This is a genomic window from Thalassospira sp. UBA4513, assembly GCF_002388495.1.
Lineage (GTDB): Bacteria > Pseudomonadota > Alphaproteobacteria > Rhodospirillales > Thalassospiraceae > Thalassospira > Thalassospira tepidiphila.
Genome location: NZ_DGMR01000035.1, coordinates 40140 through 60957 on the forward strand (window position 1 = coordinate 40140; position 20818 = coordinate 60957).

At 54.7% G+C, this 20818-nt stretch carries 19 protein-coding genes; 8 read left to right on the forward strand and 11 right to left on the reverse strand.

Annotated features, from left to right (window positions below; genetic code table 11):
• The 3 genes from B2T33_RS14240 to phnG form a co-directional block, all read right to left on the reverse strand.
• Positions 1-791: carbon-phosphorus lyase complex subunit PhnI (locus B2T33_RS14240; RefSeq protein WP_286792376.1), on the reverse strand; the 791-nt coding region annotated here is incomplete at its 3' end.
• Positions 792-793: 2 nt separating this feature from the next.
• Positions 794-1417 carry a phosphonate C-P lyase system protein PhnH gene (gene phnH, locus B2T33_RS14245; protein ID WP_286792377.1) on the reverse strand — a complete coding sequence of 208 codons (624 nt, stop codon included), beginning with the start codon at positions 1415-1417 and terminating at the stop codon, positions 794-796.
• The gene (gene phnG, locus B2T33_RS14250) at positions 1414-1914 is read right to left on the reverse strand and encodes a phosphonate C-P lyase system protein PhnG (RefSeq protein WP_286792378.1); all 501 of its coding nucleotides are present in this window, start codon (positions 1912-1914) and stop codon (positions 1414-1416) included. The genes phnH and phnG overlap by 4 nt, the downstream gene beginning before the upstream one ends.
• Before the next feature lie 133 nt (positions 1915-2047).
• Here phnG and phnF point away from each other — a divergent pair, with 133 nt between their 5' ends.
• Positions 2048-2761, forward strand: a complete 714-nt coding sequence (gene phnF, locus B2T33_RS14255) for a phosphonate metabolism transcriptional regulator PhnF (RefSeq protein WP_286792379.1) — start codon at positions 2048-2050, stop codon at positions 2759-2761.
• Positions 2762-2786: 25 nt separating this feature from the next.
• Here phnF and B2T33_RS14260 read toward each other — a convergent pair whose 3' ends face one another.
• On the reverse strand, positions 2787-3422 hold the full coding sequence (locus tag B2T33_RS14260; protein WP_063089269.1) for a trimeric intracellular cation channel family protein: 636 nt from the start codon (positions 3420-3422) through the stop codon (positions 2787-2789).
• Positions 3419-4399 (reverse strand): LysR family transcriptional regulator, encoded by a 981-nt coding sequence (locus tag B2T33_RS14265; RefSeq protein WP_286792380.1) that lies wholly within the window; start codon positions 4397-4399, stop codon positions 3419-3421. Before B2T33_RS14265 ends, B2T33_RS14260 begins: the two co-directional genes overlap by 4 nt.
• A gap of 104 nt (positions 4400-4503) precedes the next feature.
• On the opposite strand from B2T33_RS14265, the gene pcaH reads away from it, so the two are divergent.
• The 4 genes from pcaH to map all read left to right on the forward strand — a co-directional run bounded on the left by pcaH (position 4504) and on the right by map (position 8514).
• Positions 4504-5217: a protocatechuate 3,4-dioxygenase subunit beta gene (pcaH, locus tag B2T33_RS14270; RefSeq protein WP_286792381.1), complete on the forward strand. Its 714-nt coding sequence runs from the start codon at positions 4504-4506 to the stop codon at positions 5215-5217.
• 3 nt (positions 5218-5220) lie between these two features.
• Positions 5221-5850 (forward strand): protocatechuate 3,4-dioxygenase subunit alpha, encoded by a 630-nt coding sequence (gene pcaG, locus B2T33_RS14275; RefSeq protein ID WP_286792382.1) that lies wholly within the window; start codon positions 5221-5223, stop codon positions 5848-5850.
• A gap of 195 nt (positions 5851-6045) precedes the next feature.
• Positions 6046-7716, forward strand: a complete 1671-nt coding sequence (locus tag B2T33_RS14280) for a GGDEF domain-containing protein (protein ID WP_286792383.1) — start codon at positions 6046-6048, stop codon at positions 7714-7716.
• 48 nt (positions 7717-7764) lie between these two features.
• Positions 7765-8514, forward strand: coding sequence for a type I methionyl aminopeptidase (gene map / locus B2T33_RS14285; protein ID WP_064781250.1), 750 nt, complete (start codon positions 7765-7767; stop codon positions 8512-8514).
• A gap of 111 nt (positions 8515-8625) precedes the next feature.
• Here map and B2T33_RS14290 read toward each other — a convergent pair whose 3' ends face one another.
• Both B2T33_RS14290 and B2T33_RS14295 read right to left on the reverse strand, forming a co-directional pair.
• Entirely contained in the window at positions 8626-10818 is a 2193-nt protein-coding gene (locus B2T33_RS14290; protein WP_210520737.1) for a malate synthase G, read from the reverse strand.
• A gap of 204 nt (positions 10819-11022) precedes the next feature.
• Positions 11023-12438 (reverse strand): MFS transporter, encoded by a 1416-nt coding sequence (locus tag B2T33_RS14295; protein ID WP_197146552.1) that lies wholly within the window; start codon positions 12436-12438, stop codon positions 11023-11025.
• 434 nt (positions 12439-12872) lie between these two features.
• Between B2T33_RS14295 and B2T33_RS14300 the strand changes: the two genes are divergently transcribed.
• Entirely contained in the window at positions 12873-13835 is a 963-nt protein-coding gene (locus B2T33_RS14300) for a TAXI family TRAP transporter solute-binding subunit (protein WP_008889712.1), read from the forward strand.
• 74 nt (positions 13836-13909) lie between these two features.
• Complete coding sequence (locus tag B2T33_RS14305) at positions 13910-15676, forward strand: TRAP transporter permease (RefSeq protein WP_286792384.1); 1767 nt, start codon at positions 13910-13912, stop codon at positions 15674-15676.
• Between the two features lie 68 nt (positions 15677-15744).
• Here B2T33_RS14305 and B2T33_RS14310 read toward each other — a convergent pair whose 3' ends face one another.
• The 4 genes from B2T33_RS14310 to B2T33_RS14325 form a co-directional block, all read right to left on the reverse strand.
• On the reverse strand, positions 15745-15936 hold the full coding sequence (locus B2T33_RS14310; RefSeq protein WP_008889714.1) for a PLDc N-terminal domain-containing protein: 192 nt from the start codon (positions 15934-15936) through the stop codon (positions 15745-15747).
• A 120-nt stretch (positions 15937-16056) separates the two neighbouring features.
• The gene (locus tag B2T33_RS14315; protein WP_286792385.1) at positions 16057-17241 is read right to left on the reverse strand and encodes an NAD(P)/FAD-dependent oxidoreductase; all 1185 of its coding nucleotides are present in this window, start codon (positions 17239-17241) and stop codon (positions 16057-16059) included.
• Between the two features lie 82 nt (positions 17242-17323).
• Complete coding sequence (locus tag B2T33_RS14320) at positions 17324-18430, reverse strand: GGDEF domain-containing protein (protein ID WP_286792386.1); 1107 nt, start codon at positions 18428-18430, stop codon at positions 17324-17326.
• Between the two features lie 153 nt (positions 18431-18583).
• Positions 18584-19600, reverse strand: coding sequence for a GGDEF domain-containing protein (locus B2T33_RS14325; protein WP_286792387.1), 1017 nt, complete (start codon positions 19598-19600; stop codon positions 18584-18586).
• 209 nt (positions 19601-19809) lie between these two features.
• On the opposite strand from B2T33_RS14325, the gene B2T33_RS14330 reads away from it, so the two are divergent.
• Positions 19810-20769 (forward strand): TPR end-of-group domain-containing protein, encoded by a 960-nt coding sequence (locus B2T33_RS14330; protein WP_008889718.1) that lies wholly within the window; start codon positions 19810-19812, stop codon positions 20767-20769.
• The last annotated feature ends 49 nt before the right edge of the window (positions 20770-20818 follow it).

Genomic DNA, 20818 nt, shown 5'->3' on the forward strand with positions numbered 1-20818 from the left:
TTGTTGACCGTCTCGCACTCGGTCAGTTCGATGTCGCCGATATCAATCGCAAAGCCGAGTTCTTCTGGTTCGATTTCGATCGAAACGGTGCCATAGCGGATTTCACCGACAAAGGCGTGGCTGTTGGCATAGCCGCGCTGGGTGGAATAGCCGAGTGCGAGGACAAATCCCTCATCGCCGCGCGACAGGTTCTGCAAGCGCAAATCCCGTCCGGCCGGGAATTTGACCGGCTCGCGGGTCAGATCGGCGACCGGGGCGTTTTCATCGACCGGCACCGGTTCATCCTGAATAAGACCTTCATAGTTCAGGATGTCATCCAAAACGCGTGGCATGTTCTCATCGACCGGATTTTCACCACTTGGTGCCTCGGTCGGTGCCTCGCCATTGGCCATCAGGGTGAAATCCAGCAGACGATGGGTGTAGTCAAAGGTCGGGCCCAAAATCTGTCCGCCGGGCAAGTCCTTGAAGGTTGCCGAAATTCGGCGCGATACATCCATTTCGGCGGTTTTGATTGGCTTGGAAAAGGCAAAACGTGGCAGCGTCGTGCGATAGGCCCGCATCAAAAAAATCGCCTCGATCAGATCACCACGGGCCTGCTTGATGGCAAGGGCGGCCAGATCGCGATCATAAAGCGACCCTTCGGCCATGACCCGGGTGACGGACAGCGAGAGTTGCTGTTCGATCTGATCGGTTTCGATTTCGGCGATGGTCTTGTCGCCGCGGCGCTGCTCGGCCAGAAGCTTGTGCGCATTATTGATGGCGCGTTCGCCACCTTTTACTGCAACATACATGATTAATTGACCTCGATCCGGGTGGTGCGCGACAGGGCGGCGATCTGGGTTTCGCTTGCGAAAATCACATCAACGCCGCAGGGAAACAGGTGATGGTTTTCTGCGCGCCATGCATGGAAGCTTGCGGGCAGGCCCTCGATGCATAGGTTGTGCGTATCCTTGATGCCCGGCCCCTTTAGGGTCATGGACGGGCGATCTGAAATCTCATCGACCATCAGGATCAGGGTTGCCGATTGATCCGGGTATTCCGCATTGCCAACGGCAAGATCGGTGACAAAGGACAGATCATCGGAAATGCGCGCAACCGCAAAATCGGCCTGTTTGACATCCGTGCTGAGCGGGCAACCGCAATGGAATTTCAAATGATCGCCGGCGGCCTTGGTCGCGCAACTTGGCGATAGCCAGATGGTCGTATCCATATCTGCCATGGCAAGAAGCGTTGCAGTGGCGGCTTTGTTCAGGCCATCGGGTGCGGAAATACTGACCGGCAAATCATAAATGCGACCCGGACGCGACATGGCATCCAACAGGGCGCGGAAAACAGCGTTTGAATCAAAGGCCGCATGGTCAAAACCGGGCAGCAATTCACTTGTCTGGGCGCGGGGTGATTGGGGTTGGGGCGTCATTCGTCTTCTCCGCGGACAAGGGTGAAGAAATCAACTTTGGTGGCGGCAACCTTGCGCGCATGATCGCGTTTGGCTGCGGCCTGTTCGGCGGCCAGGGTCTCGATGAAATCGCGTGCCGATCCGTCGCGCAGCATCACCGCATCAAACAGGGCGGCATATTGCGCCTGAATACGATCACGTCCCTTGACGTAGGAATGCCCGACTGTGCCGTCTGACAGCGTGACGGCACAACGCGTCACGGTCATTTCACCAAGGTTGAAACGCTGCCCGGCGCCACCAGCACGGCCGCGGACCATCACCATGCCGATTTGCGGTTCGCGCAGGTTGGTCCAGCTTTCATTGCTGTGATTTTCTGACCATTCGGTTTCAAGGCGGGCACGGGATGTGCGGGCCAGAACCGACATCCATTTTTGGCGCGCGGCAATATGCGGATCGGTGGGGGTGTCTGCATTCCGGTTTTGATCTGTCCGGGCATTCGGGGCGGGGTGCGCCGTCATCAAACTGATCCCTTTTCAACTTATGTCGACAAATTCAAAATTTGTCTAGACGTCTATACCTATTGACGTTATAAGACGATCCAGCAGCAAAGGCAAAGGTCTTGCGGTGAAAGTTTTGTGAACGGGGATTGTAATGGATTGGGAACCGGGCCTATCTATTTGGAAGCAAATAGAAAAGCAGCTTCTGGCTGATATTTCCGAGGGCGTTTTCACACCGGGCGAAAAGATGCCGACCGAGATGGAATTGGTCCGGCGCTTTGGGGTGAATCGTCATACGGTGCGCCGCGCCATGGCGGCACTTGTCGATTCCAATGTTGTTCGTGTCGAACAGGGGCGCGGCGCCTTTGTTCAGGAACAGATCCTTGACTACCCGCTTGGTTCCAAAACCCGGTTTTCGCAGATCGTATCGGGCCGTCATCGCTTGCCTGATAAACGCCTGATCTCGTCCGAGGTCCTCAAAGCCAATTCGACCATCGCGCAGTTCCTCGATGTCAAATCGGGCACGCGGGTGATCGAGTTGTTTTCAGTCTCCGAGGCCGATGGTGTGCCGCTTGCCGTCGCGACAAGTTATCTCCCGGCCGCGCGCTTTGATGGCATTGTCGAGATATTTGTCGAAACCAAATCGCTTACAGAGGCCTTCAAACGCTTCGGGATTGATGACTACACACGAAAGACCACGCGCATTTCGGCAACGCTTCCGTCATCACGTGTTGCCAACCTGCTTAAACAGGCGCGCAATCGACCAGTGATTTCGACGGAAAGTGTCGACGTTGATTCCGCTGGTGCGCCAATCGAATACGGTGTGACCGCCTTTTCAAGCGACCGGGTTCAGTTGATCGTCGAGTAGGGCACGGGACAGCGAGTGTGCTGCCCTAGTATTCCCGACCCGGACGGGCCCTGTAGACCGGGAAGCTTAGCTTGAACTTGATCGCACATGCCCGCATCAGGAATGCGGCAAAGAACGCAATCACGGCAATCGGCCCGCGCGGCAAATCAAGGATCGCAGTGCCAATCACATAGATCCCTGCACCGACCAGCGCACAGGTGATATAAATCTCCGGGCGAAGAATCAGCGGGATTTCATTACAGACAACATCACGCACCATCCCGCCAAAGGTGGCCGTGATCATGCCCAGAACGATTGCGACCAACGGGGATACGCCCAGATTAAGGCCGATGGCCGCCCCGGTGACCCCGAACATTGCCAGTCCCAGTGCATCGAGCCACAGCAAGGCAACATAACGTCGTTCAACCAGATGGGCGGTGAAGTAGGTGATGACAGCAGCCCCGATGCAGGTCACAAGCCAAGTGGTGTCGCGTATCCAGAAAACCGGTGTTGCCCCGGTAATGACATCGCGCACAGTGCCGCCGCCGATGCCGGTAAAGGTCGCAATCAGGACAAATCCGACCATGTCCATCTGACGACGGGATGCCTCAAGCGCGCCGGTAATCGCAAAAACGGCGACCCCTGCCAGTTCAAGCCAATAGATGATTTCAGTAATCGTCATGATGTCCTTTGCGGGGCCTGCCCGTGATCTGTGGGTTGCGAAACTGGGTGTTCTATCGGCATGCGCAATCTGGATGTGGCAACATCTTCAAGCTGTTCGCGTAACCAGAGATGCGATGGGTCGTGCTGATAGCGTTGGTGCCAACACATGAAAATAGGAAGATCAAGCGTGCCCCTTTTTAAACCCGCGAGCGGCATCGGCGCACGGGCAAAATCACGCAGCGCATGTTTTTCGAGAAGGCTTGGCAAGGTTGCGATCATATTGCTTCCGCGCAGGAATTCGGCAATGGCGGTAAAGTTAGGTACTCGCAAAACGATGTTGCGTTCAACATCCTGATTTTCAAGCATCTCGTCAAACTCAAGCGTGCGATTATTGCCATAGCGCACCGTGATATGGCGCGCGGATAGATAATCATCATCGCTTTGCGGGGCGTCGCGCATGTCCGGATCATAAAACACCATGTAATGATCGGTCAGAAGACGCTTTTGCACGATATCCACACCTTCGGGTGGCCGCGGCGAAATCAGAAGGTCGCAATGATTTTCACGCAACAAGGCCGGTCCGGGCAGAAGGGACGGCACCACCGTCATCCGGATATTGGCAAGCGCGCCTTCCAGATTGCGAAACAGTGTTGGCAACAAAAGATCACGCTGCAGATCATTGGCGGCAATGGTCAGGCTCATGGATGCGCCATCCGGCTCGAAATGCGCACCACTGGCAAAGGCCTGCATCTGATCAAGAAGAAACCGCGCCTGTTCGGCCAGGTTTTGCGCATGCGCGGTCGCTACGATCCCGCGCCCGGATTTGGTGAACAGCGGATCGCGCATGATCCGGCGCAATTTGGTCAAGTTGTGGCTGACCGCCGATTGCGTCACGCCAAGCCGTTCGGCGGCGGCTGTGACCGACCCTTCTTCAAGAACGGCCAGAAACAGACGCAGCGCATGGCCGTCCAGTTCCAAATGATCAAAATTGCTCATGAATAAGATGATAAATGATGCATTTATTTTATGCAATTGGCCACGCAGGATGTGCTTAACGCGGACATTCAACAGTCCGGAGCATCATCTGCGGAGGAAAAATCATGGAATTCTATCAGCGTGACAGAACGCTGCAGCCAGCAGCCTACACCCCGATCTACAAGACATCGGTTGCGCGTTCCCCGCGCCAGTCGCTGTTGTCGCTGCAAGGATCCTTGTCGGAAATTACCGGTCCGGTTTTCGGTCAGAACGAACTGGGGCCGCTTGATAACGACTTGATCCGAAACTACGCCAAGGATGGCGATCCGATTGGCGAACGTATCATCGTGCATGGGCGGGTTCTGGATGAAAACAACCGTCCGGTGCCCAATACGCTGGTCGAATTCTGGCAGGCCAATGCGGGTGGGCGGTATCGCCACAAGAAAGATACCTATCTTGCGCCGATCGATCCGAACTTTGGCGGCTGTGGCCGCGCGCTGACCGATGAAAACGGTTACTACTTTTTCCGCACCATCAAGCCGGGTCCGTATCCATGGCGCAACTACGTCAACAGCTGGCGTCCGGCCCATATCCATTTTTCGGTATTCGGTTCCGGCTTTGCCCAACGCCTGATCACCCAGATGTATTTCGAAGGCGATCCACTGATCAAGGAATGTCCGATTGTGCATGTCATCCCGGACGAAGATGCGATCAACCGCCTGATTGCACCGATTGATCTCAAGGGTTCCGTGCCACTTGATACCATTGCCTATAAGTTTGACATCGTCCTGCGCGGGCGTCGTTCGACCCTGTTTGAAAACCGTCTGGAAGGAAACTGATCCATGGTGCAAAGCCTTGATTATCTCAAAGAAACCGCCTCCCAGACGGCGGGCCCGTATGTTCATATCGGGCTCATTCCTAATCAGGCCGGTTTTGACATTTTTGAAAACAACTTCACCAACGTTCTGACCAATGAAAACACCCGTGGGGAACGGATCATCATCGAAGGGCGGGTGATTGATGGTACCGGAACGCCGCTGCGTGATGCGCTGCTTGAAATCTGGCAGGCCAATGCGGACGGGCGTTACAACCATGAACTTGATCGTCAGAATTCCGGCAAAATCGATGAGGATTTCCGCGGTTGGGGCCGGACGGGAACGGATTTCGATACGGCTGTCTATCGCTTTGAAACCATCAAGCCAGGCGTGGTTTCCGGTCGCAATGGCAAAGACATGGCGCCGCATATCAACTTCTGGATCGTGGCACGTGGTATCAATATCGGGCTGAATACCCGGATGTATTTCGCCGACGAACAAGATGCGAATGCGGCTGATCCTGTTCTGAATCTGATCGAACAGCAACCCCGTCGCAAAACCCTGATCGCCAATCGTGATGACAGTGGACCGATCCCTGTCTACCGGTTTGACATCGTCTTGCAGGGCGATGGCGAAACCGTATTTTTTGACATCTAACAGCGCGTAAAACTGTATGGGTAATGCGGCGACCGCCCTTCGCGGTTGCCGTATTTTTGTTCAATCAACTACTTAAAAAGCCGTCCGCTGATTCTTATATTCACGTTGATAAAAGCGGTGTGGTAAAACAACCGCTGCTGAGGGTTTCAAAAACAAAAAAGAAGACCCCGGTGATAGAGAGTGAGAGGATCAGCCTTGAACAAGTTGTTACAGGTCGGAATCCGTGTGCAAGTAGCTCTGGCAACAGCGCTGCTACTGGTTGGCCTGACCGTACTGATGAGCTTTGTGGTCGGAAAGCGATCCGGTGCCGATCTGCAAAAGCAGATTGGTCTGGGTGTTTCTGATATTGCGCGTCAAATGGCTGATGAGCTTGACCGTACCATGTGGACCCACCGTGGCGAGGTTTCGGTCCTAAGCACTCTCTCTGTCCTGCAAGAGCTCGAAGATACCCAACAGATTTCAAGTATCGTCAATCGCCTAAGTCGCGAAATCCCGATCTTTACCTGGATAGGTGTGCTTGATCGCGACGGGACGGTGGTTGCGTCGACGAATGACTTGTTGCTCGGGGCTAATATCGCGCAGCGTCCGGTATTTCAGTATGGCAAGAACGGACAGTTCATCGGTGATGTTCACGATGCGAAATTGCTGGCGGAAAAATTTCCGCTTTATAACGGGGAGCCGATCCAGTTTGTCGATATCGCCGTTCCCCTGTTCAATAAAAACGATCAGTTCACCGGTGTATTTGCCACCCATCTGAGTTGGGAATGGGCCGATAATGTCCGCAAAACACTTTTTGCCGGGCAGGGGATCCATCGGGATGTCGATATATTTGTCGTATCTGCCGATGGCACTGTTCTTTTGGGGGCGGACGGGGCGATGGTCGGCTCATCGCTTGAACTTGATGCTCTGCAGCAGGCACAGCGCAACAATATCGGATGGAAGATCAGCACTTGGCCGGATGGCGCAGAGTATCTGACGGGCTATGCCCCGGCCGACGGTCACCTTGATTATGCCGGTCTGAACTGGTCAATTCTGGTGCGTCAGCCCGTCGAAGAGGCGCTTGAGCCGGTGTATGTCCTGCGCCGCGACATCATGGCGTGGGGGTTGGTGTTAAGTATCATCTCCAGTGTGATTGCATGGTGGGGTGCTGGTTTCTTTGTTGGACCGATCGGCAAGATGGCCCGTTCAATCGAGGCGATGAAACGTGGCGAAATTGAACGTCTGCCCGACGTTGATGGCGCAAGAGAAATCAAGATCCTGTCAAACAGCCTGAATGCGTTGCTTGCCAAGCTGACGGAAAAGGACGCAGCCCTTGGCCAGATGGAACACATTGCCCATCACGATAACCTGACCGGACTTGGCAACCGTTTGGCGCTTGATGTCTATTTCGAACATGCACTTGCCCATGCTGATCGCCAGAAGACCCAGCTTGCGGTCATGATGCTTGATCTTGATGACTTTAAACCGATCAATGACAAGTTCGGTCACTCAGCTGGCGATGATGTCCTGCGCGAGGTCGCAAAACGGTTGCGCCGTTGTGTGCGCGGTGGCGATCTCGTTGTGCGTCTGGGTGGTGATGAGATGGTGGTGGTGTGTCATGTCGGAACGAGTGGCGAGGGCGAAGCCGCAATGTTGGCCGAACGGATATTGAACGATATCCAGATGCCCTTCATTACCGGCGGCAATCGCGTTTCCATTCATATGAGCATCGGCATTGCCCTTTGTCCGGTGCATGGCAAAACCATCGACGTGCTTCTCGATCAGGCGGATGATGCCCTTTATGCCGCCAAGGCGCGCGGCAAGAACTGTTATGTGCTTGCTTCTGATGATGGTGAGCCGTCCGGCAGCAAGTCGTCGCTGGCATGAGATGCGGGTTTTCTTGACTTTGTCTCAGGGCATCGCAATAAGCATTTCATGACAATTTCATCTGAAAAAGAACTCGAACAATTGCGCAAGATCGGGCGAATCTGTGCCCGTGCGCGCGATGTCATGGGGGCGGCCATCGTCCCGGGCATCACCACCGCCGAGCTTGATGATATCGGCCGCAAGGTTCTTGAGGATGCCGGTGCGGTGTCCGCCCCGGAAAGCGAATACAAGTTCCCCGGCGCGACCTGTATCAGTGTCAATGACGCGGTCGCGCACGGTATTCCCGGTGATCTGGTTCTCGCCGATGGCGATCTGGTCAATATCGATGTTTCGGCATCGCTTGATGGCTATTTTTCCGATACCGGGGCCAGCTTCATCTGCGGCACGGCAAAGCCCGAAATCGCCAAGCTTTGCGAAGACGGCAAGAAAGCCATGTGGGCGGGCATCAAGGTGGTGCGTGACAAGGCGCCTATCCGCGAGATCGGGCTTAAGATCGAAATGTTCGCCCGCAAGGGTGGCTATACCCTGATCCGCAATCTTGCCAGCCACGGTATTGGCAAGTCGCTGCATGAACATCCCCACACCATCCCGACCTGGGATGACCCTAAGGAACGCCGTGCTCTTAAAAAGGGGCAAGTGATTACCATTGAACCGTTTCTGTCACGTGGCGCGAAATGGGCGCTTGATAGCGAAGATGGCTGGACCCTGTATGCCGATACCGGTGACGCAACCGTGCAGTACGAGCACACCCTTGTTGTCACCGAAAAGGGCTATGAAATCATGACGCTGGGGAATTGATCCCCAGTAAAAATGTTGCAGTCTATGCTGCAGCATTTATTGCAACATAAAAGCCGCCCGAATGTGTCGGGCAGCTTTTGTTTTGTGTGTGTTTGAAGTGCGGTGTTGCGGTTACGAACCGTATTTTGCCTTGGCTTCGCGACGGCGCGCATGCAGGACCGGTTCAGTGTAGCCGTTCGGCTGTTCGCGACCCTTGAACACCAGATCACAGGCCGCCGCAAAGGCGATGCTGTCATCGAAATTCGGGGCCATGTTGCGATAGGTCGGGTCACCGGCATTCTGTTTGTCGACGACGGCGGCCATGCGTTTCATGGTTTCCATTACCTGTTCTTCGCTGCACAGGCCATGATGGAGCCAGTTGGCGATATGCTGGCTTGAAATACGCAGCGTCGCTCGGTCTTCCATCAGGCCGACATCATTGATGTCTGGCACCTTGGAACAGCCGATCCCGCTATCGATCCAGCGCACAACATAACCCAGAATGCCTTGGGCATTGTTATCAAGTTCTTCCTGGATTTCGCTTGGCATCGGTTTGATGTCACCCAGACGCGGGATCGCCAGAATGTCATCAAGGCTTGCGCGTTCGCGTTTGCCAATCTCGTCCTGAACCGCACGGACATCAACCTGGTGATAGTGGATGGCGTGCAGGGTTGCCGCGGTCGGTGACGGAACCCAGGCGCATTTTGCACCGGCCTTGGGATGGCCGATCTTGGCTTCCATCATTTCGGCCATGCGGTCCGGTTTGGCCCACATGCCCTTGCCGATCTGGGCAACGCCCTTCATGCCGCATTCAAGACCGATATCAACGTTCCAGTTTTCATAGGCCGCGATCCAGTACTGGTCTTTCATCGCTTCCTTGCGGACCATGGGGCCGGCTTCCATGCTGGTATGGATTTCATCACCGGTACGGTCAAGGAAGCCGGTATTGATAAAGACCACACGGTCCTTGGCGGCACGGATGCATTCCTTGAGGTTGACCGTCGTGCGGCGTTCCTCATCCATGATGCCGACCTTAAGGGTATGTTCGGGCAGATCAATCGCCTTTTCGACAAAGGCAAACAGATCGTTGGTCAGCGTGACTTCTTCGGGGCCGTGCATTTTCGGCTTCACGATATAGACGCTGCCATGGCGGGAGTTCGAAAGTTCGTTATTGCCGATCACGTCATGCTTGGCGATCAGGCTGGTAACCATGGCGTCAAGGAAGCCTTCCGGGACTTCGTCGCCATTGGCATCAAGCACCGCATCCGTGGTCATCAGGTGACCAACATTACGGATCAGCATCAGGCTGCGGCCCGGCAGGACAACTTCAGTCCCGTCAAAGCCCTGATAGGTCCGGTCCGGGTTCAGGCGGCGGGTGATCGTTTTGCCACCTTTCTCGAATTTTTCCTCAAGCGTGCCTTTCATCAGGCCAAGCCAGTTGCGATAGGCAACGGTCTTGTCTTCGGCATCCACGGCGGCAATCGAATCTTCGCAATCCTGAATGGTGCTGACCGCGGATTCCAGGATGACATCGCACACGCCCGCGGCATGTTCCTTGCCAATCGGATGCGTCGGGTCGATATGGATTTCGATATGTAGGCTATGACGGCGCAGCAAGACATCGGTCAGCTTGCCGTCCTTTTCGTTATACCCGATGAACTGGGAGGGCAGCTCAAGTGCGGTTTCGCTGCCATCAGACAGGGTGACAACCAGCGTCCACCAGCCTGATGCGTCTTCGCGCACTTCGTATTTTGTGGCATCGGCATGTTTGCCGGTTGCAAGCGGGGCGGCTTCATCAAGGAAGTTCGCGGCATAAGCCACAACCGCAGCACCGCGTTTCGGATTGAATGACTTGGTCTTTTCCTTGCCGTCGGCTTCGTCGATGACATCGGTGCCATACAGCGCATCATACAGGCTGCCCCAGCGCGCATTGGCCGCATTAAGCGCATAACGCGCATTCATCACCGGCACGACAAGCTGCGGACCCGCCACCCGGCCAATCTCCGGATCGACATGGGTGGTGGTGATATAGAAATCATCGCCTTCTGGCAGCAGATAACCGATCTCGGTCAGGAATTCCTTGTAGGCAGCCGGGTCGCGTGGCTGGTCTTGACGCGACAGATGCCAGTGGTCGATCTTGGCCTGCAATTCATCGCGCTTTGCCAGCAGCGCCTTGTTGCGTGGTCCAAGTTCAGTGACGAGCTTTTCAAAGGATGCCCAGAACTGATCGGAACTGATCCCGGTTCCCGGAATGACTTCGTTGGCCACCAGATCGTGCAGCACTTTTGCAATCTGAAGTCCGCCTTCTTGGATGCGTTGGGTCATGTTTTCTCTCACCAGACTTGGAACTGTTTCGGGCGATTAATATGGCTTTGCCGACGAACACATAAAGCGCGGCAAAGGCAACTCGCCTATCGTTGGTTCACAACATATGGGTTGAAGCAGGCCCGGGTCCACAGCCGGTTTCAAAATTGCGGGATGTTTTCCGCATTATGGAAGCCTGATCATTCTGCCCCAATCGACAGACATTCACATCTTCTTGTCTGCATTCGGATCTGTCGTGCCGTCGCTGTCTGCTGGTGGCACCTGTCCAATGTCGTCGGGATGTGCCGTGCCATCCGGGGTCAGCACATCTTGCAGATCATGGGGGTCCATTGGTTTTGTTTCATTATCTGGCTCTTTGCTGTCGTCTTCGTCATTGAGACTGATGTCGTCCGTAATCGGTGACAGCTCAAACGCCATTGGCGTGGTGCGGGGCACGGCAACGAACTGACCCTGTTCCTCGATCGAGATACGACGGCCAAAGCCAGCGCGGTACGTTGCAAAGCTCGCAACGCAAATGCCAACGATTGAAAACAGGACCGGCAAGGCCCATGGGCCGAAATAACCGATTGCACTGGATCCCAGAATTGGACCAAACGCAGCAGACCCGCCATAAATGATCAGAAGACCACCAGACGCAGGAACAATATCCTCCGGCTCAAGATAGTCATTCACATAGGCCACAGCCAGGCCGTAAACCGGCATGATGAACACGCCCGTGATCCCGCCCCAGACTGTCAGATTGTCGCGGACAAGATCCGGCGCAACCAGCGGGAAAAATCCACAGATCGCAAGCCCGGTCAGAACGAAAATCATCACATATTGGCGCGGCACCATGTCCGAAATCTTGCCGATCGGAAATTGCATGATCATGCCGCCCAGAATGACGAAGAACATGAAATAGGCGATCTCATTGGTCGCAAGTCCGAGGTCAGCCGCGAAAACCGGCCCGACACCATAAACCGCCCCCGAAAGCACACCTGCACCCGATGCGGCAACGAAGCCCAGCGGCGAAATCTTGTAAAGACGGCGGAATGTCATGCGTTCACCGCTGACCGCAGACGGCGGTGGCTGACGGGTCAGGGCAAGCGGAACAAGCGACAGCGACAGCAGGACAGAAGCCACCGTAAACAGCTCGAAACTGCTAACTGGGGCACCATTGAGCAACAGCTGACCAATCGCCAGCCCGCCAAGCGAAACCGTCATGTAAATCGCAATCGTCCCACCGCGCGATGTATTGTCCGCCTGCGCGTTCAGCCAGCTTTCAATCACCAGATACAGGCCCGAAACGCACAAGCCGGTCATGATGCGAAACAGCGACCAGGTAATCGGATCAACCAGAACGGCATGTAAAAGTGTGATGGCCGACGCGGCCGATGCCAGTGCGGCAAACGTCCGGATGTGGCCGACCCGGTTGACAAGGCTCGCCCCCCAGATGATGCCGGCAACGAACCCGATATAATAGGATGCCATGATGATACCGGTATAGACCGGCGCAAATCCCTCGGCGGATGCACGCAGTGCAAGCAGCGATGATTGCAGAGATGCCCCACTATTCAGCGCAAACGCGGCGAACAGCGTTGCAGACAGTGCAATAATAAGGGCGACCGGCGAACGCGGCATGGCATCCTCGTTTGAGTTTCAATCAGGCAGGCACCCTGCGGCAAGGGGATCGACCGTGTCAATCCTTACAAGCCCTTGGTACACAAGGGGAATAGTGCATTTTGTGTTTAACACCACGGCGCACAAGAAGTTCCGCAAAAATTATGAACCTTCTTTAATCCCGCTTGGCCCACGCGCATAGTGCCGGTTTCGCGCAACTGATATGTGTAAAGCGGCTTTACTTGGCGCCTAAGCAGGCTTTGTTCGGTGAAAATCGCACAAGCAGCTTGACCTTGGGGGTGTTGATGCTTTCTATGGACCGAAATCAGACGCAATTTGCCAAAATTCCCGCGATCCGGGGTTGGATTTTGCGTTTCGCCACCAGACTTCAGGTTCATTGATGATAATCGGCATTCAAGCCAACTGATGAACCGACCATACAAGGGGAGGAAACCTTGAAAATTTTGCGCACACTCGGTGTGATTGCCGCCGGTATGATGGCCTTGTCCGTGGCGAATGCCGCGCAGGCTGAAACCCGCGTCACCCTGAAATCGGCCAAGGCCGCGTCATCCTATTACCAGATGGCCGCCCAGTTTGCCGAGGCAATGAAAACCGGCACCGATGGTGATATCATCGTCACCGTAGAGGAAAGCCAGGGTTCGGTTCAGAACGTCATGGAAGCCATGGTGCGTCCGGGCAATTATGTCTTCACCTCCCCGCCCGGTCTCGTAAGCCTGGCACAGAACGGCAAAGGCCCGTTTGACGGACGTCCGACCGAAAAGTTTGCCGAAGTCCGCGCCCTGTTCCCGATCCCGTCGCTGACCATGCATTTCGTGATGCGTGCTGATTCCGGTGCGACCAGCTTTGCCGATCTCGAGGGCAAGACCATCCTGCTTGGCAAGGGATCCTTTGGCGCGCGCGAAGGTGAAAAATATCTTCAGCTGTTTGGTCTTGAAGGCAAGGTCGATCTGGCGGATGCCGAACTTTCCAATGCGGTTGCCGCCCTTAAAAACGGTCAGATCGATGGTTTCGTGACCGCGGGCTCCTGGCCAGCGCCGAACGTGATCGAGGCCGCGGCAGGAACCGATGTCATTGTTCTGTCGCTGTCCGAAGACCAGCTTGCCGAGACCAAGCGTGACAAAACCGTCATTCCGGCCGGGACCTATAACGGTCAGGAAGAAGACATCACCACCGCATCGCTTTCGGTTGTTGCCTTTGCCACCACCCAGATGGATGCCGATACGGCCTATGCGCTGACCAAAACCTTCTGGGAGCAGAAGGCGAAAATGGGTGAAAGCTCTTCTTGGTGGAATGGTGTCAGCCCGGAAATGCTTGCCAACATCACGGGCAAAATGCATCCCGGTGCACTGCGTTACTATGACGAAGTCGGGTTCTCCATCCGCGACGATCAGCGCTAAGTGCTGATCAGATAACATGTTCAAGGCCCGGCAGTTTTGCCGGGTCGTTTCTTGTCAAACAAGCCATTTAGATTATGTCAGCCACCACTCGTCCCTTCTGGATCGCCCTTGGCGCCGTTTCAATTGCCTTTCACCTGTGGCTGATTTTTTCAGGATTGGTTCCCAATCTTGTTAGCCGCCCGATCCATATGGCGCTTGCCCTGCCTTGGGCGTTGATTTTTGTTGCCAAAACCCGCGCACAGAAAATCTCTGGCATCATCCTGACGCTGATTGGTCTGATCGGGTGTGGTTGGATCGTTGCCAATCATCAGACGCTTGGCGACCAATACGGTTTCCTGATGGGAAATAGCCAGATCGTGCTGGCAGCGGCGTTATTGCTGATTGTGCTTGAAATGGCACGTCGGGCAATTGGCTGGCCGTTGCCGACGGTGGCGGCAATTGCACTGCTTTATGCGCTGTTTGGCCAATATATTCCGGGCGAGTTTGGCCATGCCGGGTTGCCAGTTGAAAGCATGCTGGGCACCCTGACCATCGCAGAGGGCGGCCTTTGGGGCAGCCTGACGGGCGTGTCGGTCAATATCGTGGCGATCTTCGTTATTTTCGGGGCGGTTCTGAATGGCGGCGAAGCCGGTCAGGGATTTATGAATGTCGCAGGTGCGGCCGCCGGTCGGCTTAAGGGCGGGGCGGCGAAGGTTTCCGTCGTGTCGTCCGCGCTGTTTGGCTCGATATCGGGGTCTGCATCTGCGAACGTGGCCTCGACCGGGGCAATCACCCTGCCTGCCATGACCAAGCTTGGTTACCCCAAACGTCTGGCGGCTGCGGTTGAGGCCGTGGCATCCAGTGGTGGGCAGATCATGCCACCACTGATGGGGGCAGGGGCGTTTGTCATGGTGGAACTTACCGGCAAGCCTTATGTCGATATCATGGTTGCCGCCATCTTGCCGGCCGTCCTTTACTTCCTTGCCGTCTGGGTTGGCATCAATGCCTTTGCCATGCGTTATGACCTTCCCGGTGTGCCAAAGGAAGATCGCCCGAACCTGCGTTCGGTTGTAATCACATCGGCCTTCTTCCTGGTGCCATTTACCATTTTGCTTTGGGGCATGTTTGGCGGTGGTTACACACCACAATATGCCGCCTGTCTGGCGCTTTTGGCGGGGGCAGCATTGCTGTTGCTTGATGCGGATCTGACGGTTGATTTACCGCGCAGCAAACAACGATTTGCCGATGTCTGCCTTAATGCCGGACGTCAGGTGGCAATGATCGGTTCGATCATCTTGTGCGCGTCGATCGTTATCGGCGTTCTCGGCCTGACCGGACTTGGTGTGAAGATCACCTCGCTACTGATTTCCGGATCGGGTGGCATGTTGTGGCCAGCGCTTTTGCTGACCTCACTCGCCTGTCTGATCCTTGGTATGGAAGTTCCGACCACGGCGGCCTATGTGATTTGTGTTTCGGTTGCCGGGCCCGCGTTGATAGAGCTCGGGCTTGAACCGCTTCAGGCGCATCTGTTTGTGTTCTGGTTTGCGCTTTTATCGACAATTACGCCGCCGGTTTGCGGGGCGGTGTTCATTGCCGCAGGCATGGTCGAGGAAAACTGGCTCAAGGTCGCCGGAACGGCAATGGCGCTTGGTATCGGGCTTTATATCGTGCCACTGGCGATGATTGCCAACAGCACGCTGATTGAACTTGGCAGCGATCCGGTTTGGGCGATCATCGCCGGGATTAAGGTCGCGGTGGGTTTGACGGCCATTTCATATGGCCTGATCGCCCCCAGACCTGTTTGGCAACGAATCGGGATGGTTGCACTTGGGGGTGCGGTGATTTTTGCTGCGGGTGTTTAGAACCACGAAAAAAGCCGACAGTTTCCTGTCGGCCTTTTTCGTCATTGAGGGAAATGATTTAACCGGTTTTAAGCGGTCGCGCGTCCGCTGCGCGGGCCAGCAAAGAACCAGATAATCAGGCCAAGGACCGGCAGGACAACAACAAGTACTGTCCACAATACTTTTGCACCGGTGCTTGCACCGCTGCCCATGATATTCACGATTGCCCAGATATCGGCAATCAGGACGAGAAGTCCGATAATTCCACCATATTCAAGCATGTTCCAACCTCACATTTGTTGCTGCGGTATCTGCACCGCGCTTACAACTCAAACGATTGGTTTTCTTGTTTGTTCCCGCACTGAATTCAATCAGTGCATCAGGCGGGTTCGGAAGGGAGTTTAAACCACCTGTCCGGCAGACCAGCCCGATGACCATGCCCACTGGAAATTGAAGCCGCCAAGATGGCCCGTGACATCAACCACTTCGCCAATGAAATAAAGGCCGGGCACATCACGGGCTTCCATGGTTTTCGATGACAGGGCATTGGTGTCGACCCCACCAACCGTGACCTCGGCCGTTCGATACCCCTCGGTGCCGCTTGGTGTCAGGGCCCATTGATTGACATCCATCGCCAATTTGCGCAGTGCCTTGTCACCGGTTTCTCCAATCGGGCGATCAAGGCCATGGGTGGACGCAATCATCTGGGCAAGGCGGTTTGGCAAGATGCGTGACAGAACCGTGTGAACCGCCTGTTTCGGGTTTTCACCCTTGGCGGTTTTCAAAAGATCGAACGCATCTTCTTCCGGGTTGAGGTTCACCGTAATGCTGTCGCCCTCGTTCCAATAGGATGAAATCTGCAGGATCGACGGGCCGGAAAGGCCACGGTGGGTGAACAGCAATCCTTCGCGGAATTGCTTTTTGTTACATTGAACGATGGCATCAACGGATATGCCCGAAAGTTCGCCAGTACGTGCACGCAGATCCGGATCAAAAACAAACGGCACAAGTGCGGCACGGGTCGGAATGACATTAATGCCGAACTGACGTGCGATCTGATAGCCAAAGCCGGTAGCACCGATTTTCGGGATCGACAGGCCGCCACATGCGACAACCAGCGATGAGCAGGTCCATTGCGCGCCGGTGCGCGTGGTGACGTCAAAGCCATCATCATCGCGTTTGATGATGTTGGAAATCTCGGTATTTAGCTTGATCGTCACATCGGCGGCATCGCATTCATCAAGCAACATATCGATGATCTGAAAGGACGATTCATCGCAGAAAAGCTGGCCGAGTGTCTTTTCATGCCAGGCGATATTGTGCCGGTTCACCAGATCAATGAAATCTTGCTGGGTATAGCGTTTAAGCGCTGAAACACAGAACCGCTTGTTTTCGGAAATGAAGTTTTCCGGGCTGGTATGGATATTGGTAAAGTTGCAGCGCCCACCACCGGAAATACGAATTTTTTCCGCCGGTTTGGTCGAATGATCAACCACCACGACGGTTCTTCCGCGTTTTCCTGCTTCAATCGCGCACATCAGGCCGGCCGCACCCGCCCCGATGACAAGAACATCAATATTTTTCAAGCCCGTCAGACCCATTCATGTGAATTTCGGACCTGCTTATACGTGGAAAACGTGGCCTTGTCAGTGCCAGTGGCGCAAATACCTATTCGGCGGCAATGCCTCTGGAACTCGGGGGTTTTAAGTCCCCGCGTTTGTTGGTGGTTTTGGATTGTTCAATCTGTTGTTCGCTTGCAACCTGATTGCGGCCGTTTTCCTTGGCGAAGTAAAGCGCCCTGTCGGCCCGCTCGATCAGTTTGGCGGCCGGTTCGCCGGGCCGGAATTCAGCCACCCCGATTGACGCCGTCGCCTTGCTGATGATCGTCTTGCCGCTTTTGGTCACGACCTTGTGGCTTTCGATATATTGACGCAGCTTGTTGCCAAACAACACGGCATTGCCAAGCGATGTGCTTGGCAGGATGATTGCGAATTCCTCGCCGCCATAGCGCGCGGCAGTATCCTGGCCTTTGATATTGCGTTTCAGCGATTCCGCCATCAACCGGATCACCTGATCACCGACCTGATGTCCATAGGTGTCGTTGAACTTTTTGAAGTGATCAATATCAAGAAGCAAAAGGCAAAGCGGTTGACCGTCTTCCATGGCATGCATCATGCCATCGCGCAGTTGCATATCGAATGCCTTGCGATTGGCAATGCCGGTCAGCCCGTCGGTCATGGCTTCGCGTTTCAGATTTTCCATATCTTCGCGCAGACGGTTGATTTCCGACGAACTGTTCGTCAACCGGCTTTCAAGGCTGCGGTTGACGCCCTCCATCTCGCGGGTGGCACCCAGAAGGGTATGAAGTGCCTGTTCAAGATTACTGAGGTTGCGGTTCTTGTCCCCGACATAGGAGCAAAAGTGATCAAGCGCCTTTTTGTATTTCCGGGTGTCGACGCCGACCTTGTTCACGGTATCAAGGATGCTGCCCAACTGTGCGCGCAAGTCGTTTGAAATGCGTTCGATGATTTCGTTTTCGCACTTGTCGCTGAAGAAACGGGTATGGAGCTCTTCGCACTGTGCTTCGTCAAATTCACGATGGTTGCTGCGCAGAATGTCGATCGTGCGGCAAAGATCGAAGTTCGTATGCGCGACATAGGTAAAAAATAGCTGGAAATTGTCCGGATGCGAAACCACACCCAACTCTTCCATCAGTTTGTGGGCAGCGTTGCTGTGCTGTTGAGCTGTTCTGTGATTAAACCCGTACGCGCTCATCAATTGCCTGCAGTAGAATTATGTCGCCATAAGTTTCGGCAACATCCTATGCAAACGCATATGCGAAAGGTTTGATTTAAATCATCAAATCCCCCGTGATCCAGGCGATTTTTGATTTCACATGATAAAACAGGTCAATTGTGATGGGGGCGCTTATGCGCTTTCTGCGCGATTGATCGGCTGGGTCAGAAGGTCATTCTGGTTCATCACACAGTTTCGACCATTCGCCTTGGCAAGATAAAGCGCCTGGTCGGCACGATCTATCACGCGGGTCAGGGGTTCACCAAGCCGATACGTCGCAACCCCGACAGATGCCGTGATTCGGCCCAGATCTTCGTTGCGGTTGAAACTTCTCACATGAAGAGACTCGATTGATGCGCGAATGTTTTCCGCGACCCGCATGGCGTCCGCAAGCGTCGTGGCCGGAAGAACGACGGCAAACTCCTCACCGCCATAGCGCGCGGTGGTGTCGCGTCCTTTGACATTCTGCTGCAGGGTCTTGGCCAATGTCCTGATGACTTGGTCGCCAGCTTGATGACCATGTTTGTCGTTGACCCGTTTGAAATGATCAATGTCGATCAAAAGGATGCTCAGGGGCTCACCCCGTTCCATCGTTGTCATTGCTGCGTCGCGGAGGCTTTCGTCAAAGGCCTTGCGATTGGCAATCCCGGTGAGCCCGTCTGTATGGGCTTCGCGTTTCATTTCCTCAAGATCAAGAAGCAACTGGGTGACCTCGACCGGCGCCGGATCGGCATCGTTCACGCCTTTTGCGGCTTGTTGTGCGTTGGCCCGGTTTCCTATCCCCAAAAGATCGTGGGCAGCATCCCTGAGTTCGGCAGTGCTGATGACGTCATTGCCTTTTGCCAGTCGATCAATCAGATCGGAAACCTGCCGGTGCAGCTCGTGGGCAATGGTTTCACGCAGAAGCTCTGCCCGACTGGGCTCGATAAACCGCTGATAAAGTTCGTGGCATTTGACATCATCCAACGCACGCTTGTTGCCGCGCAGAATATCAATCAGCGCAACAAGATCATCGTTTGATTTTTCGACATAGGCAAAGAACACAGCATAATTGATCGGGTTTGCACTCAAACCCAATTCATTGATCAATTCCAGCGCTTCGCGCGACAGCGCGTATGACCGCTGCCGGTATTGTTCTTGCTGAGGCATTCCTGGGAACCTGAAGGAGTGATATCGTCGGATGTAAAGGCACTTCTTTAAGTCTGGGCTGCGCATTTCGCACACGCAGTATATCAGCTTTCCCACATGCGCGTACAGAGCGCAGCGGTTGTAGTTTTATCGGTTTATTCACGTCTCGACCCTAGGCTACCTTCATCGGGAAACGGCTTCGATCCGGAAAAGAAAAACGGGATAAAAAGATGCAGAAACTATCGGCTTTGATGGCTGCTGTCGTGGTGGCGTTGGGTTTTGTTTTGTCAGGTGACGTTGCAAACGCCCAGACCAGCGGTTCAACGGACCAGACGACGGTCAATGGTCAGGTCACCGACAGCACGACCGATGTTCCGTCGATCGACTACCGTCCCCTGTCTGCCGAGGAACGGTCCAACATGCCGCCCCTGATGGAACGCTATGTACTTGATGAGTTGAAAAACCTGCGTACGGAAATGCAGGGCATGCGCGCCGAATTGCTGCGCGAAGTTGTTAACCGGCAGCTTGAGGCCATCGACAAGGCGATTTCCTATTCATCGAACACCGTGACCTATTTCTTCTATTTCGTGGCGGCCGTCGGTGCGCTTTTGACCATGCTGGGATGGCAGTCTCTGCGCGAATTGAAATCAAGCGTGCGCAATCTGGCCAATACCGAACTGCAACGTTTGTCGCAGGAATTCGAAGGGCGTCTGACCTCGCTTGAAAACGAACTGCTGTTGAAATCCAAACTGATCAACGAGCATCAGCACGAGATAGAACGCACCCAGACCATTCATGCCCTTTGGCTGCAAGCCAACCAGCTCAGCAATCCGCGGGCAAAGATCGAAACCTATGACAAGATCCTCGAACTCGCACCGGGTGATCCGGAAGTCATGGCCTACAAGGCGGATGCTGCCTTGCAGCTCGGGGATCGTGACTGGGCGCTAAGTCTTTGTAATCGGCTTTTGGCCGAGGCCCCCGAAAACGCCAACGGTTACTATCAGCGTGCCTGTGCCAATGCCGGCCTTGGTTTCAAGGAAGCCGCCCTTGCTGACCTGCAACGTGCTGTTGAATTGTCTGATACCATGCGCCAGCCCGCCTGGGTCGAGGAAGAATTCGAACCGCTGCGCGACATGCCGGAATTCACCCAGATTCTCGGCAAAAAGGAAGACCTGCCACCAGCTGAGTAATTCAGGAAATTCAAGTCACATACGAAAAAGCCCTGCAGAATTGCTGCAG